The sequence below is a fragment of the Microbulbifer variabilis ATCC 700307 genome (assembly GCF_000380565.1).
Taxonomy (GTDB): Bacteria; Pseudomonadota; Gammaproteobacteria; order Pseudomonadales; family Cellvibrionaceae; genus Microbulbifer; species Microbulbifer variabilis.
The window spans coordinates 99,321-125,330 of record NZ_AQYJ01000026.1; the positions used below are offsets into that span (position 1 = coordinate 99,321).

The following is a 26,010-nucleotide window of genomic DNA, read 5'->3' on the forward strand; positions in this document are numbered from 1 at the left end:
TAATCTATAAACACTATCATCTTAGCGAACAACCGGATATCGCGCATAGTTAAAATCTAACGAAAAGGAAATAGAGATATGCCAAGTTATGACGATTTCTTAAGCGAATTGGACAACGATATTGAGACGGCCTTCAAAAAGTATAAACTGGATTTCAATACTCAGGAATTTGATATTAAGAATGGAGTGTATCAAACCGGAATCGACTTTGTATTCAGGGACCCAAATATAATCCTGATGAAAAAGGATGACAAATCCGAAAAAAAAGCGACATATATGACCTGGGCTCGTAAATCAGCCGTATCAGTAACTTTAGATAGTAAGAGCCCTCCCTACTTTATGACATCGCACCTTAGCGGCTGCCGAATGACCCTTAAATTTCACGATGACGCAAGACATAGCGTTACAGTCATGCATGTTGCCGGTGATACTAGTTCAGGGACAACCTGGAATGGTTCTAAACAAAGGGATAAACTGGAAGAAGAGGTAGATATTCCTGCTCCAGTAAAGCTCGAAAGAAGGCTTTCGGTTACGGGCTTTAAAATGAATGGAGTATCAGGACCCAAAAAGATGAAAAAAGTACTCGCGAAAGGAGGTACTACCTTCTACGACAGCCTTGCCCGCTGTTTTGGTGTGCGCGGCGAAGATAACAAATGGAGATTCTACGTCCAAAATTTAAATAATGACGAACAGGTCATAGGCTTTTTTGAGATTGTATAACAATATATTTATGCGGTGGCCCAAATTAACATTTTCCCTATTGTTAACTGGCTACCGCATAATCAAAATCGAATCATCAGGCCTAAAATCGATCAACAAGCCACCTGTATTTAAATAATTTTTTTGTTTTCTCCAGGGCAGACGGAAGGTGCTGCCCCAGACAAATAGTTTCCCAAATCTCTATTTGTCCAGTGGAACTTCCAGGCCTAACATACGAGGATATTTTGAAAGTACCATGAGTGCGAGCAAGTCATAAACTGCGTGCCAAATAATCACCCCCAATAAGCTGCCTGTCTGCTGATAAGCAACCCCCAAAACCAATCCAACAACAAATGTCAGCAGGAAATATGTAAATGATGCCCAATGCAGAAAGGCAAAAATTAGTGAAGCACCCAGCAACCCGATTAAAGGGGAACTGAGCTGTGATAGCCATACCTGTAGAAATCCCCGAAAAAAAATCTCCTCACAAATACCTGCAACGATAGACAACAGAATAATCTGCGTAGTAGATATTCCTGAGAATAATTGAGTCAGCTGCGCACAGTGGCCGCGCAGCGTACAACCGAAAGATGTAGGAGAGCGGGTAAGAATTACAACAGCGGTAAAACTAAATAGTGCCCCACAGGCTCCCCAAACTACTGACAAAAATGGAGAGTCGCCAGGTATAGGAAGTTCAATACCGGAGAAGCCAATCGCAACAAGGGCAAATAGCAAACCCCCTGCCTCAATCCACATCATGACAGAAAAAATTTGTCTGCTGCTCAATTTATCCGCTGTCTTCTTAAACACTGAATTTTTGTCTTCCGACACAGGACATGCTCCATCAACCCCCTTGCTCGCCAGCCCGCTCTTCACCAACAACAGTTTTAAGGCTTACCTGGCCACTGGGCGCCACCATTAACTCTGCCACCCCCCCTTCTCGCAGATCCTTCTCAAGCTGCAGCGCCTTTTTCTTGGGAGCAAAGTAAGCCTCTATGCCGTACTTAACACGATAGCTATCGTCATTACCCCAAGGCCTTGTGTTGGATATACGCCCCCTCAGGAATATACCCTCATCGGGCTTATCAAAACTCGCCGAAGAGAATTCATAAAGTCCTGATGGAGACTTCTTCAGGGAGACATAAACCACCTCTCCCTGGCGCACCTGCCTGCCAGCAGACAGTGCCGATTTCTTAATCTCGGAAAAGCCATAGTTCAAGCGGGCGTAATTACCTCGGAACATGGAGCGGGGGTCCACCGGGATAGTCTTAACCCGAATTGGCTCGCCAGACCAAAGCGGTACCTGAGCCTTCACGTATAGGCCAGCAAGAATCAAAAACTGTACAGCAATCGCTGCAACTAAGGCGAAGAAAACCCCCCTCTTCATCGTGCTTCCTCCCTGCCCTGATGGAACTTCCAATACTTGGCCGCCCCCAACAAAAGGCCGGCGAACAGGATGAAAATCAGAGCTGCCCCCAGGTAATCTCCAATAAGGTCGATATAACGTAACAAGGCGGTGAGCAGTATCGCCACCACTCCAAGGAAGAAATAATGTGAAATACCATCGTGAACCCCGCGATATATCAGCCAAATACCACTGCCAATCAAGGCAAAGTTGGCAGCCACCTGCAGGTAAATTGCCAGATCTATATTATCAATGGTAGTTACCAAAGCCAGGACTCCAGCAAACAAAACAAGGAGGGCACTACTGGATAACAACCTTCGCGTAGGCATTGCCAATACCACGGTTACTGCAGCCATGGCTGCAACCACCAGCCACATGGACCACAAATGATCCCAATTCGCTTCAATCAAGGACTCCCAGGGAGATTCAAAGCTGAAAACCAATAAGGTGATCAACGCAAAACGCAAGCACCAAATGGAGATTACTGCCGAATAATCCCGAGCTACGGAGGATTGCTTCAAGGCCAACCAATGACTGAATACATACAGCATTACAAACAAGGCAATTGCCACCGGTAAGCTCTCAGCCTGCAGAGCCAGCTTAAAGCCCTGCTCTTGTATGCGCCAGATCTCCGCCAGTGAGTATTCAATCCAAAGGCCAATGCTTCCCAGTATCACCAGCAGCAATAAAACACTCGCCCGTCCACGTAGCAGAACAAAAAGGGAAACAAGAATGAATAACGGAAATAGTGCTGGGTAATATCCCATCACTACCTGCAGGTAGAACCAAATTAGCGCAAGGATATTGGCTTGTAGCGCTATCCAGGGGCTCCTTGTAATCAGGGCAAATGGGATACAGCCAAGCGCCCACCACAAGAGCCCATCGGGCATATGCTCACCTAAGTGATAAATCTGGGCGATAAGAATTATCGAGGCACCAAAAAAGAAGTTCCCCAATAGGAAAAGCCCCTCGCCTGCACGGGGGTTGCGCTTGAAATATACATGCAATGCAGCACACTGGGTCGCGACAGTGAGGGCGATCAAACCTCCCATTCTCAATGCGCGGGGAATCTCATCCCAGTTGGCGCCTATCAAAGTGATTAATGCCAGGGCAATAAACAAGTAGCCAAGGCCCACCAATACGTTATACCCAAGGGAACGCTGGCGCGCCTTGTGGTAGTCCACCTCGTAGCGAGCACAGATCAACTCGGCCTGCGCCTCACTGATCAGTCCATCATCTACCCACTCCCCAGTCTCTTGTGCCAGGTCGTGCTTTAACAATCGAATCAGTCGCATACCACTATCCTGCGGAAAAGTATCCATCCCGGTGCGATCTACTACTCGCACCCTGAGTCAGCGCTGAGTATCCCTAAAGTCGCCCTTACCCTCAATGAACAGCCGCAGATAGTCAAAGGCTATCTGCGGCATTTAAATTGTTAATTTCTATTAAAGTTGACCAACCCATAGCATTTAAACCATCAAAGAACACAGACAAACAACGGAATTTCAAAAGGAGCTATCCATGTCCCGTTACATCGAATCCCAACTCAAGCCGTTCAACGCCAAGGCCTATCAAAACGGTGAGTTTCACGACGTCAGCGATTCCGATGTCAAAGGCAAGTGGGCTGTATTCTTTTTCTATCCTGCCGACTTCACCTTTGTCTGCCCCACTGAGTTAGGCGACCTGGCCGACAACTATGAAGAGTTCAAGAAACTGGGTGTTGAGATTTACTCCGTATCCACCGATACCCACTTTACCCATAAAGCGTGGCACGACTCTTCCGATACCATCGGAAAAATCCAATACCCGATGATCGGCGATCCCACCGGCACCATTACCCGTAACTTCGGCGTGATGATCGAAGAGGAAGGTATCGCTGACCGAGGCACCTTTGTGATCGACCCAGAAGGGCGTGTCCAGATCGTTGAGATCACCGCAGGCGGTATTGGGCGTGACGCCAGCGAGCTGCTGCGCAAGATTAAAGCTGCTCAGTACATCGCAGCACACCCAGGCGAAGTATGTCCAGCTAAATGGAAGGAAGGTGAAGAAACCCTGGCACCATCTCTCGACCTAGTAGGAAAGATCTAAGATTTCCCAAACCCTCACAGGATTGGAACTGGCTTTGCCCACCATTTGGTGGGCATTGTCATTTTTTAACTATTGCGGTGGGCAGGGAACGTGCGCGAGAGTCACTGATACAAAGTAAATTAATCACTCTGGTTTCAAATGTCTTTAGACCGCACCACTGTCTCAATAGAAAAACCAGAAGATGAATTATTAATAAATATCTGTGTGGCTTGACAGACTGCGAAGGACTGAGAAACATGCAATAAGTTGGCCCTGAACCACCAATAGCCTACACAGCCAGGCAGCGCAACATTCTTAGAGCTATTACATTTATAGGTCCATTTGGCAGTATGGAAAAGATAAAAAATAAGTTAATGTGCGTCTCTCCCCACCTTCCATAGCCTGGACATAATGAGGGAACCTTGAGCTCAAAGCGACAACCATTGAGTTTTCTTTTGTCTTTAACTCAACCTCAGCATCCCTTAGATAATTCGTATAGGTGTAGCTCCCTCCCGTATATCCACTGGAGAAATGCAGCACTATCGAGGCATAATAATGTGGATTAGTATCTGTATCCAGATGCTCAGAAATAAAACCTCCTTTTTCTAAAATAGTAAATTGACACCTTGGCATAATAAACTGATCACTTCCTATAATTTCCTTATAGAAGGCTCTCATTTTTTCTGACAGTAAGACAGAAAGTATTTCTGGTGCAATTTTTGTATTCATTAATTTGGGTTTATAGTCTTTAAACTGATCATAAACCACCCTGCTAACAAATATTTCATGAGTATCACCAGCATTACTGAGTGTTACTTTTTCATAGTTAACGTCGCTGGAAATACGCCTTAATATTTGCCACTCTGATTCTGTAAAAGGAATTTCTTTTTTGGGAAAAACCATGGACTGATGTAAGAGTTCATGCTTAAAACTCAACAGCTGATCATTATATAAGCAGCTTTCTCGACGAAACCCAAAGTTGTCCGACAAAAAATAAACTAAGGTCTCCCGATAGCCCTTTGATATCCGAGTCACTTCATGAAGAAGATTACCATCAGTAATTAACATAGCTCCGGGCTCTATATTTATTCTTTTAACTTCATCAGCAAAATGAAGAATGGTTTCTCCCCCCTGCTGTTGATAGGAATCTATATGCACCACTATTGCAAACTGGTAGCCCAAATGGCTATCTGGCTTGTCTGGATCACCTTGCATATCAGAGTGCAACCCAACAAAATTCCCCACCTTGAGCCTGTTTACCTGGCATCTTCGAATACACACATTGCCAAACCCGGTTATTCCCTTATAAAACTGTTGCATCTGCTCATTATTTATAATGAGATCAACTTGCGGCATATAGTTTGAGCAGTCCTCAGGGAGGTCAATATCATTCCTTAGCCTACCAACTAGAAGATTATGCTTATCTCCAGCATCTCCATCTAAAACCTCCTCATAATCCAGGTTGCTAGCAATGGAATCTATTTCTTTTAACTTATCCTGGGTGAGAGGATGTGAATCTAACCTTAGATACAAATACTTATCCTTCTTGAGCTTCTCCCTCAAATCTCCAAAATCAACCGATAGATTCATCTCATCCTCACTAACCCGCCTCAAAACCTCTTCGTGCAAAAAAATGCAGAGCGTATTAGTTCAGCCTAGGTTGCCCTTGCTTACATGCCCAATCCGATAAGGCGCCCGCTTAACATTACTCTTCCTCTCTCGGCCAACTACTTGACTAACTTTGCACCGTACTACTTGACCTCACCAATCCCTGCCGCCTACAGGCTTTAATTGCCTGAAAGCCACCTGCTCCCTCCCACCTCGATCTGCCAGCCCCCAGCTATCAGAAGATGCAGATAAATTAAAAATTTTTATCACATACATATATATTAATAATTTTTATCAATGAATACGATTCAATAGTATAGATCCCGTTCCCCAAACAACGACTGACAAGACAGTGATGAGTAAGGAGTTATCCATGTCACGTTACATCGAATCCCAACTAAAGCCCTTTGACGCCAAGGCTTACCAGAACGGCGACTTCTTCGATATCAGCGACGCCGATGTAAAGGGCAAGTGGGCGGTGTTCTTCTTCTATCCCGCAGACTTCACCTTTGTGTGTCCCACCGAACTGGGTGATCTGGCGGATAACTACGAAGAGTTCAAGAAACTGGGAGTGGAGATCTACTCCGTATCCACCGATACCCATTTCACTCACAAGGCCTGGCACGACGCTTCCGACACTATCGGCAAGATTCAATACCCCATGATTGGCGACCCCACAGGCACCATCACTCGTAACTTTGGAGTGATGATCGAAGAGGAAGGTATCGCTGACCGCGGCACCTTTGTGATCGACCCCGAAGGCCGTATCCAGATTGTCGAGATAACTGCCGGAGGAATTGGCCGCGACGCCAGCGAGCTATTGCGCAAGATCAAAGCAGCACAGTACATCGCCGCTCATCCCGGGGAGGTCTGCCCAGCTAAGTGGAAGGAAGGTGAAGAGACCTTAGCGCCCTCCCTCGATCTGGTAGGAAAAATTTAAACCAAATACCTCTGACCCGGCCCACCAACCGGTGGGCCACAACCAATCTGAACTAGTTAGAGAAAGGACACACCGATGTTGGACGCAAACCTGAAAAAACAACTGGACACTTACCTGCAGAATATCGTCAAGCCGATCGAGATTCGTGTGTCCACTGATAACAGCGAAAAATCAAAAGAACTGGAAACCCTGGTAGATGAAATCTCCGGGCTCTCTAGCAAGATTACCGCACAACAGGGCCAGGCCAGGCGCACACCAAGCATGGCTATCGCCCCTGCTGGAGAGGAACCCCGTGTAAGCTTTGCCGGCATTCCCCTGGGCCACGAATTTACATCATTGGTTTTGGCGCTACTACAAGCTGGTGGCCACCCCTCCAAGGTGGATCCCGAGCTGTTGGAGCAAGTGCGTAACTTGGAAGGTGAATTTCACTTTGAAACTTACATTTCCCTCTCATGCCAGAACTGCCCGGATGTTGTTCAGGCACTGAACCTGATGGCCACCCTTAATCCGAACATCACCCACGAGATGATCGATGGTGGGCTGTTCCAGAAGGAAGTTGAGCAACGCAATATCATGGCCGTACCTGCGGTCTACCTAAACGGCGAACATTTCGGCCAGGGTAGAATGTCCCTTGAAGAAATTGTCGGCAAACTGGATATCGGCTCCGCAGAACGCAAAGCTGGAGAATTGAATGAAAAAGCCCCCTACGACCTTCTAGTAGTTGGCGGCGGGCCGGCGGGCGCAGCGGCAGCCATCTACGCCGCACGTAAAGGCATTCGTACCGGACTGGTAGCCGAACGCTTTGGCGGCCAGGTGATGGACACTGTTGGTATTGAGAACTTTATCTCTGTACCTTACACCGAGGGCCCCAAGCTCGCAGCCAGCCTGGAGCAGCATGTTAAAGAATATGGTGTAGATATTGTTACCGACCAGCGCGCAGCAAATTTACATCGCAACGAGCTGGTAGACATTGAACTACAAAGTGGCGCCACCCTATCCAGCCGCTCAGTAATACTGGCCACGGGTGCACGCTGGAGAGAGCTGGGCGTTCCTGGAGAAGCAGAATACCGCACCAAGGGCGTAGCCTACTGCCCCCACTGCGATGGCCCATTCTTTAAAGGCAAGCGCGTAGCGGTTATTGGCGGCGGCAACTCCGGTATCGAAGCAGCCATCGATCTTGCCGGAATCGTTGAACACGTCACCGTACTAGAATTTGCCGATAAACTGCGTGCAGATGAAGTATTGGTACGCAAAGCACAGCTGATGGACAACATCGATATTATTGTCAATGCACAAACCACGGAAGTATTGGGCGATGGCAACAGGGTCAACGGCCTTGCTTACACTGACCGAGAGTCAGGCGAGAGCAAAAAGCTCGATCTGGCCGGCGTCTTTGTGCAGATTGGCCTGGTACCGAACACGGAATTCCTTAAGGAAACCGATATAGAGATGAACCCTATGGGTGAGATTGTGATCGACGAGCGCGGAGCAACCTCTATCCCCGGCGTTTACGCCGCTGGTGATGCCACTACCGTACCCTACAAGCAGATTGTAATTTCAATGGGTGCAGGGGCTACAGCCGCACTGGGCGCTTTTGATTACTTAATTCGATCTTCAGTTGAGTAATGATAATAATTAATAGGGGCCAGCAAAAAGCTGGTCCCTAATCAGTAAAAAAGCATTATGCATTGGCCAACAATTGACTGAATAACTTACAGGCCCTTCAAGCAGTCAGGGCTTGAGGTATCAGCTGTATTATTTTCCCAGGTATTCAGCTGATTGGTACAGAAAGCATTTTCTGTGACGTCAATTAAGTCGAACATGCCACTGCCCTGCGCCGTATTATCCTTGATCGTATTTCCTACTGCATTTGTCTCAATAGCAATCCCCAACTCAACACTATCTATAACATAATTATTATTGATTAAATTCCCGGTTACGACATTATCCACATCAATACCATCCTCTCCATTCTCCCTGATAACATTTCCTGACATTGTGTTGAAGCCAGTCTCTATATCAATACCGTCATCTAAATTAAAACTGATAAAGTTATTGGTTACCGTGGTATTTTCTGCATTTATCAATAATCCATTAACACCACTATTAACTATTTCATTTAGCGTCACCAGTGTATTTTGACCACGAACAGCTATACCATCTATGCCATTGTCATCTATAAAATTACTGCTAATAGTTGTATACTCTCCCCCTTCAGTGATTGCCACTCCTGTACTTGAAGATCCTGGCCCTGAACCGATTATTTCACTTCCAGAGATGAAATTAAAATCGCTTATTACCTCAACCCCATCCGATGTTGAGTTACTAATCTTTGTATTCAAAATGGAATGCGAACCAACCCCTTCTAAAATGATTCCTGTAGGGCAAGAGTCAACTGCACCGCCAGCTACAAATGAAGAGAGACCTTCTACCAATACCCCAGCGATTCCAGCACCTAGAGAATTATCGCAAGTTATCTTGCCTTCACCGAGCATCCTTAAATACCCAGAAGGCCCAACGATAGTAAGCGCATATGGGCTATCAACTGTTAGAGGACAATGCAACTCCTCTGTCAGAAATGTCGGTGTAAGTATTCTATCACCGCATTCAACCGCAAACGCTTGGTGGGGCACAAGAAACCCACACGCCATAAGAGAAGAAAATATAGGACCCGCTGCCAGATTTAAACTCTTCAGATTCATAATTAACTCCCTGTATAGATAAGGCATTCAGCGCCAAAGAAAATCCGTCTGTAACCCCATAGGGGGGTTCTAGCAGCGTAGATTGAAAACACCTGGAAGATTATTACCTACATATATTTTTTATTCTGAATTCGAGGGTTTTTATTCTGCTTCTACATGTATGACCTGTATGTTTGACATACCCTGAAACCCGCCCAATAAAAAAGCGTCAAATCGGAATAAATACAAGAAGATCATCCTAAATTTATAACGTCACAAAAAACATCATTACGCAGCAAAATACGAATTGAAGACTTCACTTTATAAGGAGCATCTTATGACAGCCAAAACTTCACCGCTTATAAAATAAGTATAATCTCAACGGTGATGGAATAACATATAAAATCGAATCTGGACCATACGGAATGATAGTAAAACATAAAGCACATCGTTAAAACAATTAACTCCGTTCAATTAGACTTCTTAATCTAGACCAACAACCCTTAGAGAATTTCACCAAACTGGTCAATCAAAACATCAGATCACAGTTAAAGCGAGAACGGGTCCCTATAAAACCTATCTCTATTTGCTTCAGCCGGAAACGCCAGCAAACTCATTTCAAGCGAATAAATCTATATTTTTGTTTTCCATTACCCCAGTAAGTGAGACTCATACCCGAATATAGATATTTCGGCACATATATCTAAATTAACCATAGACGGCAGAACTTTTCCCTCCCTCCTTACCCTCCCCAATTGATTGATGACGGATAACGGTGTCGCGATATGCCTAAAAGTGAAGTTAATCCTCACTATCATCTCTAGAAAACAGACAGAAAAACTGAAAATTAATCTATCAAAGGGAACCCTCACCCTAGCTGAGGGTCAGTTCAATTAGTGTAAGTGAACGAGTTCATAAATTTATCCAAGAATTTTTTTCTACAAATCCATGACACAGTAAAAAAGATTCCAAGGCAAAGAAAAGCCAACTTGCTTCACAGTTTATGCTAAGAAATTATTTTTAAAATGCCAAACAGGCCGAATTAACCCCTTTTAACGGAGCCGCTCAAACAGCAAGATTTTCTTGCTAACAGTTCAACCATAACCGTGAATATTTTTATTCATCTAAGAAAAACGGGCCTAAAAAACATATAGAAACCTGGAGTAATTTCATGCTACTAAGAACTAAATGTGCCATTGCAACAATGCTACTAATGCCTTTCAGTATGCAGGTTCAAGCTCATGGCTGGTCTGAATATCCAAAGGCCAGGCAAAAAATTTGCTATGACCAGGGAAACATCTGGTCTGGAACACCACCTAACCCCGCTTGCGCACTGGCAAAAACTATTTCTGGATCTTATCCTTTCCAGCAGCACAATGAATTTTCTATCAACATCCCTGACTACAATAATTTTACAGCCGTAAAAAATGCCATTCCTGATGGGACTCTATGTTATGCCAATGACCCCCAGAAAAAGGGCATGGGTGCAGCAACTGAAGCCTGGACCCGGGTTGAAGTCAGTGCGGGAACCTTCGAGTACGTATTTCACGCAACAGCACCACACAACCCATCTTTCTGGCAATTTTTCCTAACAAAACCAAACGCTGATCTTTCGCAACCCCTTGCTTGGGATGACCTGGAGCTTATCCAGGAGGTGGGAAATGTGCCTGTTGTGAATAGTCAATATCGCATGAATGTTACTATTCCAGAAGATAGAGTGGGTAATGCAATTTTATTTGTACGCTGGCAGCGAGAAGATGCAGCGGGTGAAGGCTTCTACAACTGTAGTGATATCACCATTGTAAATGGTGATGTTGAGCCGCCTACCGAACCTGATCCCGGTACTACGGAGCCATACCTCATCCAGGGCAACACCTTTATTCCAGAAGACATTAATATCGATTCGGTAGATGTAGGTGACACCGTCAATTATAAGGTATTCAATAAAAATGGTGAGGAACATTCATCATTTTCACTGGCAATTACCGAAGACAATAAAAATGATTGGGATAGACTGCTCGCCTCTCAGGTTACCGGCTGGTATCAATCAAATCACAATGGAAATGTCTTTATCGGCCGCTGGCATGAGGAGATGAACCACTACATGTATTTCCAGGGTGATTTACATGGAAACTATTTCAACTCCAAAGATTCTCGCGCTTCCGGCGAGTTCACTATCACAAGTAATGGAAGCGAGTTAATAGCCGCTATCACGCCCAAGGTTTTAAAACCTCTCGACATAGCAAAGGTGGAGCACGGAGATTTACTGGTACTCTCACCGGGAGAAAGCACAGGAGATATCACTGATACCGCGTGGTCACAAGTAAGTGGAAGCCCTGTTGAAACAGCGACCGGACCTAGTGGTGCACTGGTAATTGATACGTCAAGCTTAACTAATGAACATCATGAGTTGAGCTTCAAATTAACGGTAAGCAGTAACTCTACTACGGATGACGAGGTCTACTCCTTTGTAGTTGAACCTTCATCTCCTACTGATCCTACTGATCCTACTGATCCTACTGATCCTACTGATCCTACTGATCCCAATATTCAAGCTTGGGACAGCAACCAGATCTACACCGCAGGTGATCAGGTAAGCCACAATGGCCAAACATGGACTGCTGGATGGTGGACCAGGGGTGAAGAACCTGGCACAACCGGGCAATGGGGAGTGTGGCGCTAAGCCACCCAACAAGTAACTTTTACTTTATTAACCCCTAGGGGGCTTGTGACAATTGACACAAGCCCCCTTAACTCTTTCTAACTTGCTACTTAGTGAAGGTATTGGAAATTTCTAGGCGCTCCTACTCCTAAAAATCTTTAGAAAAGGAGCCAAAATAGAGCCGATAAGTTCTTTCTAGACGCCCTGCCCTAGCTGATTGAAGATCAACCACCTGAGATTAACTCATTAACAATATCCATATACTCATCGATATACTTAGAGATACTTTCCTTACTTATCAAAGGTTCACAATAGCCAAAAATAAAAACCGAGTTTCGGTAGGTCGTATAATTGACTACCATTAGCGGATTTATGCCATTAGTTAATGTAATCATTGGCTTCTGTATTTCAAAATATCGTATTTCATCTGCTAAAAAGCGCATATTCCCCACGTTTGAAACAATAATGCCTGCCGGGAAAGAGCTTTGTTGCGCTGTAACTTCAGCAGCCATACGGGTTATGTCTTCCATGTTGTAATCAGAACTTAGATTTTTTGTCATCGGTCTCTGCTTGAGTAGCACAGCGTCAATCTGTTCATTCAAACTTCCGGCAACATCGATAATATCAGCTGAGACAACATTGGGAGGAAGAGCCAAACTGGTAGTTTCTGAAAATGAGCCGATATGATCGAAAGGTATATTAGGACTGCACAATCCTCGTGCATCCATAGCCAGAATAACTTCTGTTAATTTTTTGTAACCAGGTATAGCTCTTGCAGCAATTGATGCTATGGCGCAGTAAACCGCAGTAAGTTTTACCTTGTTTTTTTTAGCCAGCTGGGCCAGCAAATCAATCTTTTCCGGCGGCATGAGATATGAGATGGCACAGGCCTTGCGTTCAGAGGGAGCGGCTTCTTTCTCTACTGCCCAGCTGAAATCTCCTTTGCTTTTATGTTCAAGCTCTTCCTCTCCAAAATATCCAGAAGCTTCCAATTGGCTCGCTATGCTTTCCTGTAGGGGCAGAGATTCGACTTGTTCAAGGTTTGTGTTAGAGCGAAGAAATCTATCTAAATCTGAGAACAGTGTCATTATTGACCTGCCATCGAGTACTGCATGAATATTGATCATAGAAACCCACTCGACCAGCCCCTCTTTATTAAGGTACAACCTCAAACTGTATACATATTTTTCACTATCCAGACAGTTCAGCGCATGGGTCTTAAACGCTTCTTCAAGGTTTAAGTCGCTCTTTAGGTGGCATATCTCCAGAGGGATATCCCTAAAGTCGACATCACAAATCCAGCGCAGACGCTCCCCCCTTTTCACACGAGCACGTAGAAGTGGATGGCGTTTATGAAGGTAAGCCAACCCCTCGCGTAGAGGGCCTACCTTTAAGGGTTCGCAAACCCTTATAAAAGACACAAACTGCAAGCCGCCGTGAGACAGCCTGGTCATCTCGACAAATAGTGCTTCTTGGGGACCAAGCTCCCTCGAGAATGGCTCTAAACTCATAAAAAACACACCAAGCATTAAGAATACTGATATACCGTTGCTCTAGGCAGTCACCCGCTTAATCATCTACTCACTGTTATTCAGAATAATTCCATATAAATGCCGAAACCATTACTAGATCGTCAAGATCTCCTCAGACAGAGTGCAATTTAGATGGCGCAATTTACGCTAGCACTCATACTTAGTATCGAATTACTTATTCAATTGACAGGAGGATTTTATGCCTAAACACATATTTCCAGTAGCCTTGGCAATACTTCTTTGTCTCACTGGCCCCACCAGTGTTATTGCACAATCTGACAACCTACAAGAGAACAAGAAAATTGCTTTACATGCTATTGATTTTTGGAAAAGTGACTCAAAAATCGATCCATCCACAATATTTGCACCTAATTATATAAACAACCTTGACTCTGCGGTTGGCACAGGAATTGAATCGCAAAAGCGGAATATGAAAGAGTTTCTAGCCGAAGTTGACAAATTTCGTGCCGCATTTAAAGACTTGAAATTGCTCAACACCATGCAGGTAGCCGAAGGTAATATGGTTGCCACTCATGCGACCCTCAGTGCCAAGCATGTCGGCTCATTTATGGGTGAGACTCCAACAAATAAAACTATCACTTGGGACGGTGTAGAGTTTGTCAAGATAGAAAATGGAAAAATTGTAGAAACCTGGGTCACATGGGATAAATATGCCTTCTTGAAGCAAATCGGAATTTTGAAATAGTGGCCATACAGTCTACTGGAAAGTAGTTAACTTATTCGAAGCCCTGGCAAGCTTATGCCAGGGCATTCCATTTATAACAACTACTTTAAAAATTATTCGATAGAAACATTACTGTTACAAAAATAGCGCACCACTAACTTGTACACACTATCAAGGATTCCTCCGGTAACTCTCACACAATACCTAGATCAACCCCTCTCACTGACCTATCACGTTAATTGATTATCATTGAATTCATTCGTGACCCCGCCCACAAATATAATCAAACTTAAACCACCACCAATAATTACATCTGTAATTAATTGACATTAAAAATCTTAATTTTACAGTGTGAGGCAAATAATCTAGAAGGAGCTTTTATAAACAGAACAATTAATCGAGATGTCACATACAGGATTTATAAAGATCAGGCCTCTTAACTTTTCACGGAATGGAGAGTATCAATGTTTAAAAAACTTCTAGCACTCGCACTTTGTTCAGTTTTTTCTGGTCCAATTCTGGCAAAAACATTGCTCATTGATGGGCAGCAAATTGAAATTGGAGAAATCGCTGTTAACGGTACCGGCTGTCCCGTAGGATCTGTAACAGCCACTGCGACAGATAACAACGAAAATATCGCTATTCTATTTAGTAAGTACAGCGCAGTTACAAACTCTGTAACCCCAATTGCCAGCTCTGACTGTAACTTGGCGGTGCCTTTGAGCGTGGAACCTGGATTTTCAGTAGGAATACTGGATATTGATTGGCGAGGCACGGTATTTTCTGCCGATGGGTCACATATCAACTTCCACCGAGAGTACTTTTTCTCTGGCAGCCAAGGTCCAAGCCATGACAATAACTGGAATAGCTCTGGGTTTGAGAACTTTGTCCTCAATGATCGCCCACCATTTGCCTACTATTCCGGGTGCGATGGGGAGGCCCTTATTGCGAGAGCAGATACCGTTGCAACAGTAATCGGCGCTGACAGTTTATTTTCTTTACGCTCTGCCGATGTTGGAGCACAGTTGCTTTTGAATATACAAATTGTTCCTTGCGATGAGTAATTAAGGGCAACTGTTGTCACTCCCCACTTTTTGTAAGGTGGGGAGTACAAAAAATTTTAATAATAAAAACGGCCTCTTTAACCAGCTTGGCAATATTAATATCAGCAATTAATTAAAGATTAATCATTCAGACATACGGAGTGACTCAGCTCAGCAAAGCCAGAAAGATAGGTAATCGCTATATACTTTTTCCCTTCAATAGAGGCTCAGCCATCCCGGCTAGGCAGACCTGAATTTATGTAAGCGGCCTCACTCTAAATTTCGGTCACTTTTAATCATTGAATAACAGGCTACCTGCCCGGCTCTAATCATACTCCGCCCGCTCCAATCCCCAAGACACCAAAACTACCACCATTGCCCACTTGATTTGCAAATGCGAATCATTACCATATGAGAAAAGTTCACTTCTGGGAAATCAACCCATGTTTCGCAAAAGCTTGATCGCCATCACCCTCTGCTCCGCAATCCCTGCCTCCTTTGCCGATGACGCGCCTTCCGGACAAAACGCTGTAATGGAGGAGACCTTAGTGATAGGTGTCCGCCAGCGACTGTATGAACGCGGCGCCCTTTTGGACGCCATACAGAAAACTGAAGTCGTAGACGAGAGCCTGATCAAGTCCCAACAAGCGGTAAACCTGACGGATGCCATTGAGAAATCCCCCGGTGTACGGGTTTCCAATGAGTGTTCTATGTGCGGCGTCAAGCGGGTAATGCTGAATGGTATGCGCGGGGAGCACTCCACCATCCTCACCGACGGCGTTCCCTTACACACGATGATGGCTGGCTACTACGCGGTAGATGCACTGGCCACCACCGGCATCTCACGTATCGAAGTGGCCCGCGGTGCTGGCGCATCACTGCTGGCACCCGAAGCAATCGGCGGAACCATCAATGTGATTTCCAAGGAGATAGAAGAAACTGGCGTCAATATAAATGCCTCCATGGAGGACAACGACAGTTATTTTCTTGGCTTGATGGCAGGCTATCTGAGCGATGATGAACGCACCCGCACATCGCTGGTCATCCAGGATGACAAACATCACCAGATGGACAACGATGATAACGGCGTCAGCGAAGCACCGTTACAGGAAAATACCAGTTACGTCGTGCGTCTCTCGCAAGACCTGGGCGAAAGGGACAACCTGATCCTTCGCACGGCCTACACCGACTCCAATATTTTTGGTGGACCCCAGGAAGACAGCATTGGCTCAGTCTTGCACGGATACGATGGTGTGGAGTCTGACCACTTATTTGTCGACGACGATGTGCGACAGCAATATATCGGTAAACCTTGGGAAACCACCGAATGGATAGCCACCACCCGCAGTGAAATTTCCGGCAGCTGGCTACACGAATTTAACGAGTCCTATAACACTTTGCTGACAGTTGCCTGGTCTGAGCATAAACAGGACTCCTTTTACGAGGGGTTCGACTACAGCGCTACCGACACGCTCAATTACTTCGACCTGCGCAACAACCTGATCCTGAACGACCAGCATATGCTGACGTTTGGTGTCGACCTTCGCGATGAATCCATGCGCTCCGACTCTGCTGCGGAGGCGGAAAGCGACAACTACATCGAAGATAGTTTCGACTACCAAACTACCGGCCTTTACCTGCAGGATACCTGGACAGTCTCACCAGATCTTGAGTTGGCACTAGCCATACGCCTGGATAATGCCAAAGCCGATTTCGTCGCCGAGCAAAAACCCGGTACTGAGATCGATGAAACTGTGGTGGCCCCGCGTATAGACCTGCGTTACCTGCACAACGATCAATGGACCTCCCGCGTAGCGCTGGGGCGAGGCTACCGAGCCCCCCTATCCTTTTTCGAAACGGATCACGGCATCCTGGATGCCGGAGATGGCTTTGCCATCGACATTGAAAGTCTGGAGAAGTCTCTATCTGCAACTTATGCGCTGAGCTTCGAAGGAGAGCGCCTTAACAGTACCCTGTCATTGGCATTTACCGAAGTAGACAACCTCGCGGCATTAAGTGAAACCGAGGACGGGGTACCGCTGCTTACCCAAATGCAGGAAAGCGCCTCTGTAGGTGCTGCCGACATTACTCTCAATTATGCGCTGAACGACAATCTATCTATTGGCGGCACTCTGGAGACCTACGATTACGACGATGTTTTCCGGGAATCCTTTGCCATTGCCCCAGTGGAGCAACGTGCGCTATTCAATCTGGATTACAAAGCCGATTACTGGATGCTATACGCTAGCGCCACCTGGATCGGATCTCATGACCTGGCTGAATTTGGCTACGAAGGCTTTAACCAGCTGGGCGATTCCACACTTAAGAGCACAAACGCAGACGCCTATTGGACACTGGATATGAAATTGACCTTTGATGTGAGTGAAAACCTCAGTCTGTATCTGGGCGGCAACAATCTCACGGATTACACCCAGGTCGAGGAAGGGGAAACCCCTCTGTTCTGGGATGCCAGTGGTGCCTATGACGTAGCCTATATCTATGGTCCCCTGCGCGGCCGTGAATTCTACCTGGGCTTCGACTGGAACCTGTAATGCGAGCTTGGCTCTTACTCTTCACACTTCTGTTCGCGCCAACTGGCGCGACTGAAGTTCCCACTTCCCTATTCGATTTTGAATTGCGCAGCCTTGCCGGGCCTGAGCGTATCAACTTGCAGCACTTCAAAGACAAGCCAAGCCTGATGGTACTGGTAGAACCCGACTGCCCCTGGTGCTTTCGTCAGGTTCGAGCACTCAACCGGCTTACACACAAGTGTTCACAACAGTTCCAGCCACTTGCCCTGGGTATTAACGGATCGCGCAAAGCACTATTGGCTGAGTATCGAAAATTGCGCCCGGAATTTCCCATGTTCCAGGTGAATCGAAAACTCCAGCAAGTGCTGGGTGAAACTCCCGGCACCCCCTTCAGTTTTCTAATAGCACCCAATGGCAAGCCACTGCGCTGGCTCAGGGGTTATATTCCTGATGAGCAACTGCAGCCAATCCTGGAACAAAGCTTTGGTTTTACCTGTGGTAATACTTCTCAAAAAACGTCATAAATTGAATGATTTAATTTTGTCCCTGGTAAAGCACAGGGGTAGATAGAAAAACAATCGAGCTTTTTCCATTAACTGCCCAACTAGATGCGCGGCGCTGATTTTCGAGAGAAGAAATATTTCCAGTGAAAATGATGCTTACGCTAATACTCCACCGTGAATACTCTAATATCCAGGTTAACTAGTAGCCGCCAGTAAGCCAAACCATGACAACATCTCTACGCCAGCTTTCTGAGATGGTCCGTAAAAGAAAGATCACAGCGACATCCTTAATTGAAGAAGCCTGCGATAATGCGGTTGCCCACTCAGAGCTGGATGCTTTTATCTGCCTGGATAGGCAAGGCGCATTACAGAAAGCACAGCGCATTGATAACGAGCTGAAAGAAGGCAGCAATAACAGGCCTCTTGCTGGTATTCCCATCGTCGTCAAAGACAATATGAATGTGAGAGGTATGCAAACGACTGCCGGCACGCCTGGTATGAACTTCCAGGCCAAGGCTTCTGCCCCAATAATTGAGAATCTAGAGAAGGCCGGAGCTATCGTCATTGGAAAAACCAATTTGCACGAACTCGCCTTCGGCGTAACCTCTAATAACACCGCCTATGGCGCCGTCAGGAATCCCTGGGACAAATGCTGCTTTCCAGGTGGTTCATCCGGGGGAACAGCAGCAGCCATTGCCGCCGGGATCGTATCTGCAGGCCTGGGCACGGATACCGCCGGTTCAATCAGGCTGCCAGCAGCCCTCACAGGAATTGTGGGCTTTCGGCCATCCACTGGCTGCCTGAGCACCGAGGGAATAGTGCCCTCTGTGCCAGCGTTTGATACCCCAGGCCCCATGGCTGCCAACGTAGAGGATACCGCCTATCTGTTTGAAATATTAACCGGGTCTGCCCCACCCCAGGCAAAGCCACTCAATCAGCTGCGCCTGGGGCTTGCCCACCCGCTATTTGATAATCTCTCACCAGGTGTATACCAAGCTTTTAAAGCTGCGTTACATTCCCTTAGCTCCGCGGGAGCCACCTTAGTAGAAATCGACTTATCCTCATTAGTGAGTGCAGTCCTTGATGTTGGGTTTCCTATCGGATTTCATCAAATGAAAACCGCTATGACCCAATTCCTGGCGAGCTACCAGCCTAATACCCAACTGGCTGAGTTGGTTGCAATGATCAAAAGTAAAGATGTAAAGGCTGTCTATCAGGAGTCAGTAATGGGCCCCAAGGCACCATCAAATGCCGACTATCAGACCGCTTTAAAGAGAATGCCTGGAGTACGCGACAGCTACCTGAAATTCATCCGGCAGCACCAACTAGACGTGATTGTATTCCCAACAGCACCGATCGAGGCTCAACCCATTAGCACGTCATCTAACCAACTGGAACTGAACGGAAAAATGCTTCCGACTCTGGATACACTCATACACAACAATGCCACAGCAGCAGTCACCGGTGCTCCCGGAATAAGCATTCCTATTGGACGGGGTAATAATGGCTTACCGGTAGGTCTGGAACTGGATGGAGTGCCCGGCGCAGACTTAACACTTCTCGCCATAGCGAAGGAAATTGAGCTTCAGATACCACCACTGGTGTCGAATGGCCTGAAGTGAAATTTCAGGCCCCACCTAGCCTATTAATACTTACTCCTTATAAATCTCTTTATAAATCTCTACAGGCAATTGGTACATACCTGCTGTCGAATAGGGGCCACATTAGAGATGTCTCAATTATTGATAGCTCACTTTAATTACTGACAGCTCACTTTAACTCCTCTCTTTGCTTTAAAACCATCACCTTAGCAAAAGACCGCACACTGACAGTCTCAGCCAAGTAGAAAGGAGTCTGAACAAACAACTTATTCCACTCACTGACCGTTCGTTCACGCCCTTGTGTTCCCATCAGCATCTGCATATCCATTGCCGCTAAATTGAGATCTGCCCCTTTCTCCGGCAGTACAGCATCAACAATAGCTAAAGTCGCATTGTGTTCACCCATCGCCCGGTGAATATTCTTCAAAAGCTCTTTAGCCCTGGTATCATTTAGCAAGTGAAAAATAGCCACACACAAATAGATGTCCTTATCACTTACTGCATTTGGAAGTGGGTCATTTAGGATATCAGCAGGATAAAAGTCTAATCGTTTCCTAACAATATCATTCAGGTGAGTATGCCAATACTCTCGCGCAGTCGATTCTACATTGCTCCTATCAACAATAACTGCAGTCAAGTGTTTGTACGAAGAAAGGATACTCGCACTTTTACTGCCCTTTGCGCCGCCCAAATCAATAATTCGACCAAAATTTGCCCAGTTAAAGTCTTGCAAATATTGTAAACTGGTAAGGTGATCAACAGTATCCATTGCATCGGAAAATAGATCACTAACCTTCGGGTGATCATTCATATAATCAAACATCTCCCGCTCATACACACCTTCAAAAGGTACACTGCCCTCCTTGATATGCCCCTCAAAATTGGTAAACCATGGCCTACTGAATTCAGGTGAATTATGCATCAGGATCATGCTCTTTACGCTGTTGTCAGCGTTGGTACGAAGCACCCTTGAATTTCTATTATGGGAGAAATATTTCGATTCCCCTTCTTTAAAGACCCCCATTGCACAGAGCATTCTCATCAATCGATAGAGGTATTGTTTGTCAGCATTGCAAGAATCCGCCAACTTCTCTATTGAAATGGCTTTATCTTCAATATGATCAGCAACATTGAGGCAGGCAGCAGCGTATAAACAACGAGACTGCCAAAATAAAGATCCTATTTGCATCAAACGAAAGGGAGGCGGCATCAGGCGGTTTGGAATATTACATAAACTGTAAACCGCATTGGAAACCCTCTGAAAGATCCAGTTAGAAATCCTATTCTTTTGCATAGACCCGGGCATAAGAACTCCTCAGAAACAAATATCCGATAAAAATAGCCATTAAAAGAAACATCTCTGTGATTACAAACAGAGACTTAAAAGGTTACATATTTTGTAAACCAGCCTTTAGGATTCGGCCATTAAAATCGGCAAGCTGCTTTAAAAACTCAGGCCCCATTTCCTGGCCCATTTGCTCCTCGAGAACTGGCTTGGCCAGCATGGGTAACATGGCAAGACTGACAAACGCTATCCTGAGCAAATCATATTCAATGCCAGTGTCCGAAGGTTCAGCGCCCTGAATTTCCGCCAATCTCCTGGCACCCCGCTGGCGCCCCCGCTCTAAAAGTTGGCGAATAACATTCTTTCCTGGCCCTTCATTAAGTGCCATAACCTTCAAGATTAGGGCTGGAAACCTGGGATTCTTCTGCATTGTGGCATAGTAGAGATCGAAGAAGTCACCGAAATCCCAGTCGCCATCGAGGCTCAGCTGCTCAACCGCATTAATCAGGGGGAGCAAGGTTTGACGAATCATATCTTCGTATAAGCCATCCTTACTGCCAAAGTAATACCGGATCATTGATACCGCCACGCCCGCCTTAGACCCAATCTGGCGAGTGGTTACCCGGTGGTACTCATCGTTTAAAAAGCACTCCCGTGCCGCCTCTATCAACCGATTGGCAACATCCGACTCCCGCATATTCCTTACCGTCCCCGATTCACAATCCAATGGAGGCTAACAGGGTATAGCGCCACCTTCCAGAATGACTATTGTTCAATATAAGGGGTTTGTACGAACACTGAGAGCTTTACTACATAAGAGGACTTTACAGAAAATCAGGAACAATCTGATTCCCCATATACGCCTTCCAATTGAATAACCAGTCTGTCACTAGCGCGCCCATTCATACAGACAAACCCTAAGTCATCCAGATGCTCGTAATTGATAAATCATCGGGGGCTGGTTAACACAGGAATCTATAAAGAACGCGAATTTAATCCGAAATTCTTAAGAGGAAAATCAGATTTATCCAACTGAAAAGAACAAAATATAGGCACGAAAATAATCTTATTGGATTTTATTAAGTTTGTTTTAGTGTCAAAGCTGCGTAGAATTAGTAGATATTTATCGATATTTAGGGCCGCAACTCAACAGGCTTCTATTGCTAAATAGCTCAGAAGTAAAAGGCCCAAGATTTTTTCAAATAACCCATTTCCCTATAGGAGAACGGTAGCGTGACATAAGAGAAAGTAAAAGGCGCTGACCCAAGGTGCGGGAACACCAGGGGCCAGCTAACCAAATTGATACAGAGACTATCAAAGTGGCTACATGCATAGTACGCTAGAAACCCGCTCGTCTTCAATGAAGTGGAGTACATTCAGCAGCTTGGAGCGATTCCCCAAGCTCTGGGAGCGTATTGCCTGCCTTTTCTTTTTCTACGCCTACCGTTCCCGTGCCCCACCTCAAATTTCCTGCAAACACCGCCCTTCAAGCCTTTCCGTTACGGAATGCCTAATCATAGTATGTGTATCAGTAGGAAAAGAATATGTTGATCTTAAAGCGCCGAACTGGCGAAAACCTAAGAATTGGAACAAATGTCTCTATCACAGTATTAGAGGTTAAGGGGAATCAAGTAAAGATAGGAATACATGCCCCCAAATCCCTACCCGTGCACCGTGAAGAAATTTATAGACGCATTAAACAAGGAAAGGGAATAAGTAATAGCAGTCAGTGAAACCCTACGCCCCCAGCAAGGAAGCCCCAACCTGCTGGGTATCCCCACATTAACCTAAATAGTTAAATTACTACTAGTACTAGCAGAGAATGAAATAACTTGAAAATCAATAGAATTTAGGCAGTAAGGGGAGTTACTGCCATACCGTAGAGTACATTATATCGACAAAGGGACAGCCGTGAATTGGTCAGGTACAGAAATCACTCTTCATCGAAAGAAACTATTCTAGTTTGCTAAAAAGATATTACAGAATAATTAGGACACACCCTAGAAACCCATCAAAATGATAATTCACTTCATATTTTTTTCTATGAATTCGATAATTGAGCTAAAAACAGCTACGTGATGCTCACTATCAGCAGGGCCATGAGCCATATCTGGATAAACTTTCCACTCATAGTCTTTATTAAATTTACTCAACATCATATGCATACGATGCATATGCTCTATATCGACAACCTCATCCTTCTCGCCATGAATAATAAACACTGGGCGACTAAGTTCTTGAGCCAAGTATACTGGAGAGATATCCTTCAAGAGATCGTAATTTTTGACAGTGTCACCAACATTCTCTTGTAACCACTTAGTTTGAGCCTCTGATGTGTAAGGGGAGTTAAGATATAAGTTAACATCTGTAACACCAGCTATACTAACTGCACAGCGAAATAATTGTTGATGTTTAATAGCCATCATCAATGCTGCATAACCACCATAACTCACCCCTGCTGCACAAATTTGTGAAGACGCAATATCCTTACGAGCGCCAACCACCTTTGTAGCCTGATAAATATCCTCAAGCATCAAGTTACCCCACTGCTGAATACCGGCCTCTTCCAGTTCAGCTGAATAGCCACTCGATCCTCGATAATTCACTCTAAGAACAGCATATTTATTCGCCACAAAGAACTGCGTGTAATAATCAAAATACTGATGATCAAAAATACCCAATGGGCCACCATGTGGCATCACTATAAGAGGGTATGGCCCGTTTCCCTTCGGCATATTCAAAACATAAGGAATATCTATTCCCTCTACTTGAATCCAGTCATGAAATTGACGACTCTCAAGCCGACCATCTAAATGAGGAAACTTAGAGGCAACAAGCTGATCAGATTTCTGCCCTTGTTTTCGGATGAAATAGCGTCCAGGCTGATCGTGGGTCTCACTAAAGTAAAGCTTTACAGTATTATCGATACTTGCTCCCACCGTTGTTTCCAGCAAACTGGTCATGCCATCGTTTACTTGTATGCTTTCATCTATATATTGATACTCAAGCTTTCCATCTCTAACAACTTTTACACCAATTAACGCACCCGTTGATTCATCTATAATCAGATCAACAATATCATAGCTATCTGATCGGTAAACTACACTTTCTTCCCCAGTGGAAAAATTACACTGGTAAACAGTACGATCTTTCTCAGCAGTTGTATCCAGACAAAAGTAAGCACCATCCTCAGGGCTAATAGACACCGGAATAAGAACACCATACTTTTCACCTGCAGATGGCTTCTCCTCTAACTCTTCTTTCGTCCAACTCTTTATTGGAGTTGAAGAAATACCATCGGCAATCCTACTTAGGTGAAGCTTCCCTTCATCGAAATACAGAGCAGATTCTGGCTGACCTGACAGGTCAAAGAACCATCGTGCGGCAAAGCCCTTAACCGAGGCTACTTCATTCTGAGCTGTAAATTGACCGCCATCTTTTCGTACAAGCTTACTCGCTTTCTGGTTAAGCAAGTTCAGTTTTGATACGTCTATCTTGTATACCTTGGAGTAAATCCCACTCTTGGCGTATAGAAAATACCCAGGCTCATCCGGTAAGGCATGAACTAACCAACCTGATGTTTTCACCTCAAATACTTTTGGCGGTAAACTTTTAGAACCTAAAACATCGAGCACCAATAAACGATAAGCAGGCTTGGTATCGAGTAAATTTTTAACACCTTTTTTTAACTCCATAAATTGCGCAACAATATATCTAGGACCGATCCAGCGAATGAATCGGATTGACGCATCCCTAGGTGTTAAGGCTTTCAGGTCAATCAATGTTCTCTTAGATCCATCCACACTATTCCAAATAACCAACTTCTGACTTTCATCACCCTGAGCTACAGAGGCTACAAACTTCCCATCAGGACTAATCTGAGCCGTCATAGTTTCAACGGGCTTAAAGTAAGTTTCAGCAGGCATCGCAACTGCCGACCCAACATTTACTATGAAACTCAACAAAGCTAATTGAATTAGCTGACAAACAATCTTCACTGCTCTACCTCCAGCGGACCCTGCCAACTATTAAAGAACACATCTTGTACTCCCGTGCCAGACACTAGAGGATATAACTCAGTTAACGATCCAAGTGATGCTTGGATTTCATTAAAATCTGTTGCTATACGATTTTTTAAATAAACTTCAATCGAATCTGATTTTCTCTGCTTACCTATGAACAGGCTGCCAATGTAATTGGTCTTTTCTGCTTCCACATGAAAACGCCAAGTACGTCGACTAGACGTATCTAGCTTGTATGGAAGATTAAAATAAGGTGCATTAATTTGAGTAATTTGGTAAAGGCCTGAGGGGATAGCCATTAAGTAATAGCCTGAGGGCTTACCCTTTAGGCTGATATGGTAACGGTTATTTTTTCTCAGCCTGGTTTTTTTCCCACTTTCTAAGTAGGTGCTTCCGTTGGAATACAATTTAAAAAATTCGATCGAAGGCGCCGTTCCATCCACATCAAGCTTCACCAGTACATATCCCTGCCTACTTCCCAAATCAGGTGGATTTTCATAAGATACCAGTGATAGAGTTCTTGCAATTACTGACTCCGATAAAAAAAGCGCAGTAAAAATGGCACTCTTTAAAAAGAGGGCCATTCGGCCTGAGTTACACTCTACCAGCCTTTTATTCTCCAGATTTTGCGTCAAGATACCGCTTCCATAAGTTCAGGTTTGCAAATGAATGATACGGCTGAGAATATTATCTTAGAGCTAGTTGCAATACAATTAGCAGGCATCGACCAAAATTATGGAGAGTAA

General features: G+C 45.0%; 21 protein-coding genes. 11 read left to right on the forward strand and 10 right to left on the reverse strand.

Features of this window, described 5'->3' with window-relative positions:
• Positions 1-78 precede the first annotated feature (78 nt).
• Positions 79-720 carry a hypothetical protein gene (locus tag G367_RS0111160; RefSeq protein ID WP_020413215.1) on the forward strand — a complete coding sequence of 214 codons (642 nt, stop codon included), beginning with the start codon at positions 79-81 and terminating at the stop codon, positions 718-720.
• A 180-nt stretch (positions 721-900) separates the two neighbouring features.
• On the opposite strand, the gene G367_RS25120 is transcribed toward G367_RS0111160, so the two are convergent.
• From G367_RS25120 to G367_RS25125, 3 genes are read right to left on the reverse strand one after another with little or no spacing between them, the layout of a single operon-like run.
• Positions 901-1,530: a CPBP family intramembrane glutamic endopeptidase gene (locus G367_RS25120; RefSeq protein WP_020413216.1), complete on the reverse strand. Its 630-nt coding sequence runs from the start codon at positions 1,528-1,530 to the stop codon at positions 901-903.
• 13 nt (positions 1,531-1,543) lie between these two features.
• Positions 1,544-2,086 (reverse strand): GDYXXLXY domain-containing protein, encoded by a 543-nt coding sequence (locus tag G367_RS0111170; protein ID WP_020413217.1) that lies wholly within the window; start codon positions 2,084-2,086, stop codon positions 1,544-1,546.
• Positions 2,083-3,399, reverse strand: coding sequence for a DUF2157 domain-containing protein (locus G367_RS25125; RefSeq protein WP_157533479.1), 1,317 nt, complete (start codon positions 3,397-3,399; stop codon positions 2,083-2,085). Before G367_RS25125 ends, G367_RS0111170 begins: the two co-directional genes overlap by 4 nt.
• A gap of 226 nt (positions 3,400-3,625) precedes the next feature.
• Here G367_RS25125 and ahpC (G367_RS0111180) point away from each other — a divergent pair, with 226 nt between their 5' ends.
• On the forward strand, positions 3,626-4,192 hold the full coding sequence (gene ahpC, locus G367_RS0111180) for an alkyl hydroperoxide reductase subunit C (protein WP_020413219.1): 567 nt from the start codon (positions 3,626-3,628) through the stop codon (positions 4,190-4,192).
• Positions 4,193-4,501: 309 nt separating this feature from the next.
• Here the strand turns inward: ahpC (G367_RS0111180) and G367_RS0111185 are convergent, their stop codons facing one another.
• The gene (locus tag G367_RS0111185) at positions 4,502-5,761 is read right to left on the reverse strand and encodes a 2OG-Fe(II) oxygenase family protein (protein WP_020413220.1); all 1,260 of its coding nucleotides are present in this window, start codon (positions 5,759-5,761) and stop codon (positions 4,502-4,504) included.
• 391 nt (positions 5,762-6,152) lie between these two features.
• Between G367_RS0111185 and ahpC (G367_RS0111190) the strand changes: the two genes are divergently transcribed.
• Positions 6,153-6,719: an alkyl hydroperoxide reductase subunit C gene (gene ahpC / locus G367_RS0111190; protein WP_020413221.1), complete on the forward strand. Its 567-nt coding sequence runs from the start codon at positions 6,153-6,155 to the stop codon at positions 6,717-6,719.
• A gap of 75 nt (positions 6,720-6,794) precedes the next feature.
• Positions 6,795-8,345, forward strand: coding sequence for an alkyl hydroperoxide reductase subunit F (gene ahpF, locus G367_RS0111195; protein ID WP_020413222.1), 1,551 nt, complete (start codon positions 6,795-6,797; stop codon positions 8,343-8,345).
• An 86-nt stretch (positions 8,346-8,431) separates the two neighbouring features.
• Here the strand turns inward: ahpF and G367_RS0111200 are convergent, their stop codons facing one another.
• Entirely contained in the window at positions 8,432-9,421 is a 990-nt protein-coding gene (locus G367_RS0111200) for a right-handed parallel beta-helix repeat-containing protein (RefSeq protein WP_169337111.1), read from the reverse strand.
• Between the two features lie 1,150 nt (positions 9,422-10,571).
• Here G367_RS0111200 and G367_RS0111210 point away from each other — a divergent pair.
• Positions 10,572-12,083: a lytic polysaccharide monooxygenase gene (locus G367_RS0111210; protein ID WP_040628755.1), complete on the forward strand. Its 1,512-nt coding sequence runs from the start codon at positions 10,572-10,574 to the stop codon at positions 12,081-12,083.
• Positions 12,084-12,286: 203 nt separating this feature from the next.
• Here G367_RS0111210 and G367_RS0111215 read toward each other — a convergent pair whose 3' ends face one another.
• Entirely contained in the window at positions 12,287-13,573 is a 1,287-nt protein-coding gene (locus tag G367_RS0111215) for a condensation domain-containing protein (RefSeq protein WP_157533480.1), read from the reverse strand.
• Positions 13,574-13,793: 220 nt separating this feature from the next.
• Between G367_RS0111215 and G367_RS25130 the strand changes: the two genes are divergently transcribed.
• From G367_RS25130 to G367_RS23700, 5 genes are all read left to right on the forward strand, one after another.
• Positions 13,794-14,300 carry an ester cyclase gene (locus tag G367_RS25130; RefSeq protein WP_020413226.1) on the forward strand — a complete coding sequence of 169 codons (507 nt, stop codon included), beginning with the start codon at positions 13,794-13,796 and terminating at the stop codon, positions 14,298-14,300.
• 443 nt (positions 14,301-14,743) lie between these two features.
• Positions 14,744-15,343, forward strand: coding sequence for a DUF4360 domain-containing protein (locus G367_RS0111225; RefSeq protein ID WP_020413227.1), 600 nt, complete (start codon positions 14,744-14,746; stop codon positions 15,341-15,343).
• Positions 15,344-15,765: 422 nt separating this feature from the next.
• The gene (locus tag G367_RS0111230) at positions 15,766-17,874 is read left to right on the forward strand and encodes a TonB-dependent receptor plug domain-containing protein (RefSeq protein WP_020413228.1); all 2,109 of its coding nucleotides are present in this window, start codon (positions 15,766-15,768) and stop codon (positions 17,872-17,874) included.
• On the forward strand, positions 17,874-18,377 hold the full coding sequence (locus tag G367_RS0111235; protein ID WP_020413229.1) for a TlpA family protein disulfide reductase: 504 nt from the start codon (positions 17,874-17,876) through the stop codon (positions 18,375-18,377). Before G367_RS0111230 ends, G367_RS0111235 begins: the two co-directional genes overlap by 1 nt.
• 203 nt (positions 18,378-18,580) lie before the next feature.
• Positions 18,581-19,978 carry an amidase family protein gene (locus G367_RS23700; RefSeq protein WP_020413230.1) on the forward strand — a complete coding sequence of 466 codons (1,398 nt, stop codon included), beginning with the start codon at positions 18,581-18,583 and terminating at the stop codon, positions 19,976-19,978.
• A gap of 148 nt (positions 19,979-20,126) precedes the next feature.
• Here G367_RS23700 and G367_RS0111245 read toward each other — a convergent pair whose 3' ends face one another.
• On the reverse strand, positions 20,127-21,263 hold the full coding sequence (locus tag G367_RS0111245) for a methyltransferase (RefSeq protein ID WP_020413231.1): 1,137 nt from the start codon (positions 21,261-21,263) through the stop codon (positions 20,127-20,129).
• Positions 21,264-21,345: 82 nt separating this feature from the next.
• Complete coding sequence (locus G367_RS0111250) at positions 21,346-21,939, reverse strand: TetR/AcrR family transcriptional regulator (protein ID WP_020413232.1); 594 nt, start codon at positions 21,937-21,939, stop codon at positions 21,346-21,348.
• Between the two features lie 847 nt (positions 21,940-22,786).
• On the opposite strand from G367_RS0111250, the gene csrA reads away from it, so the two are divergent.
• Complete coding sequence (gene csrA, locus G367_RS0111255; RefSeq protein WP_020413233.1) at positions 22,787-22,975, forward strand: carbon storage regulator CsrA; 189 nt, start codon at positions 22,787-22,789, stop codon at positions 22,973-22,975.
• A gap of 291 nt (positions 22,976-23,266) precedes the next feature.
• Here csrA and G367_RS0111260 read toward each other — a convergent pair whose 3' ends face one another.
• The gene (locus G367_RS0111260; RefSeq protein ID WP_020413234.1) at positions 23,267-25,240 is read right to left on the reverse strand and encodes an alpha/beta hydrolase family protein; all 1,974 of its coding nucleotides are present in this window, start codon (positions 25,238-25,240) and stop codon (positions 23,267-23,269) included.
• Entirely contained in the window at positions 25,237-25,899 is a 663-nt protein-coding gene (locus tag G367_RS0111265) for a hypothetical protein (protein ID WP_157533481.1), read from the reverse strand. The genes G367_RS0111260 and G367_RS0111265 overlap by 4 nt, the downstream gene beginning before the upstream one ends.
• Positions 25,900-26,010: the final 111 nt, after the last annotated feature.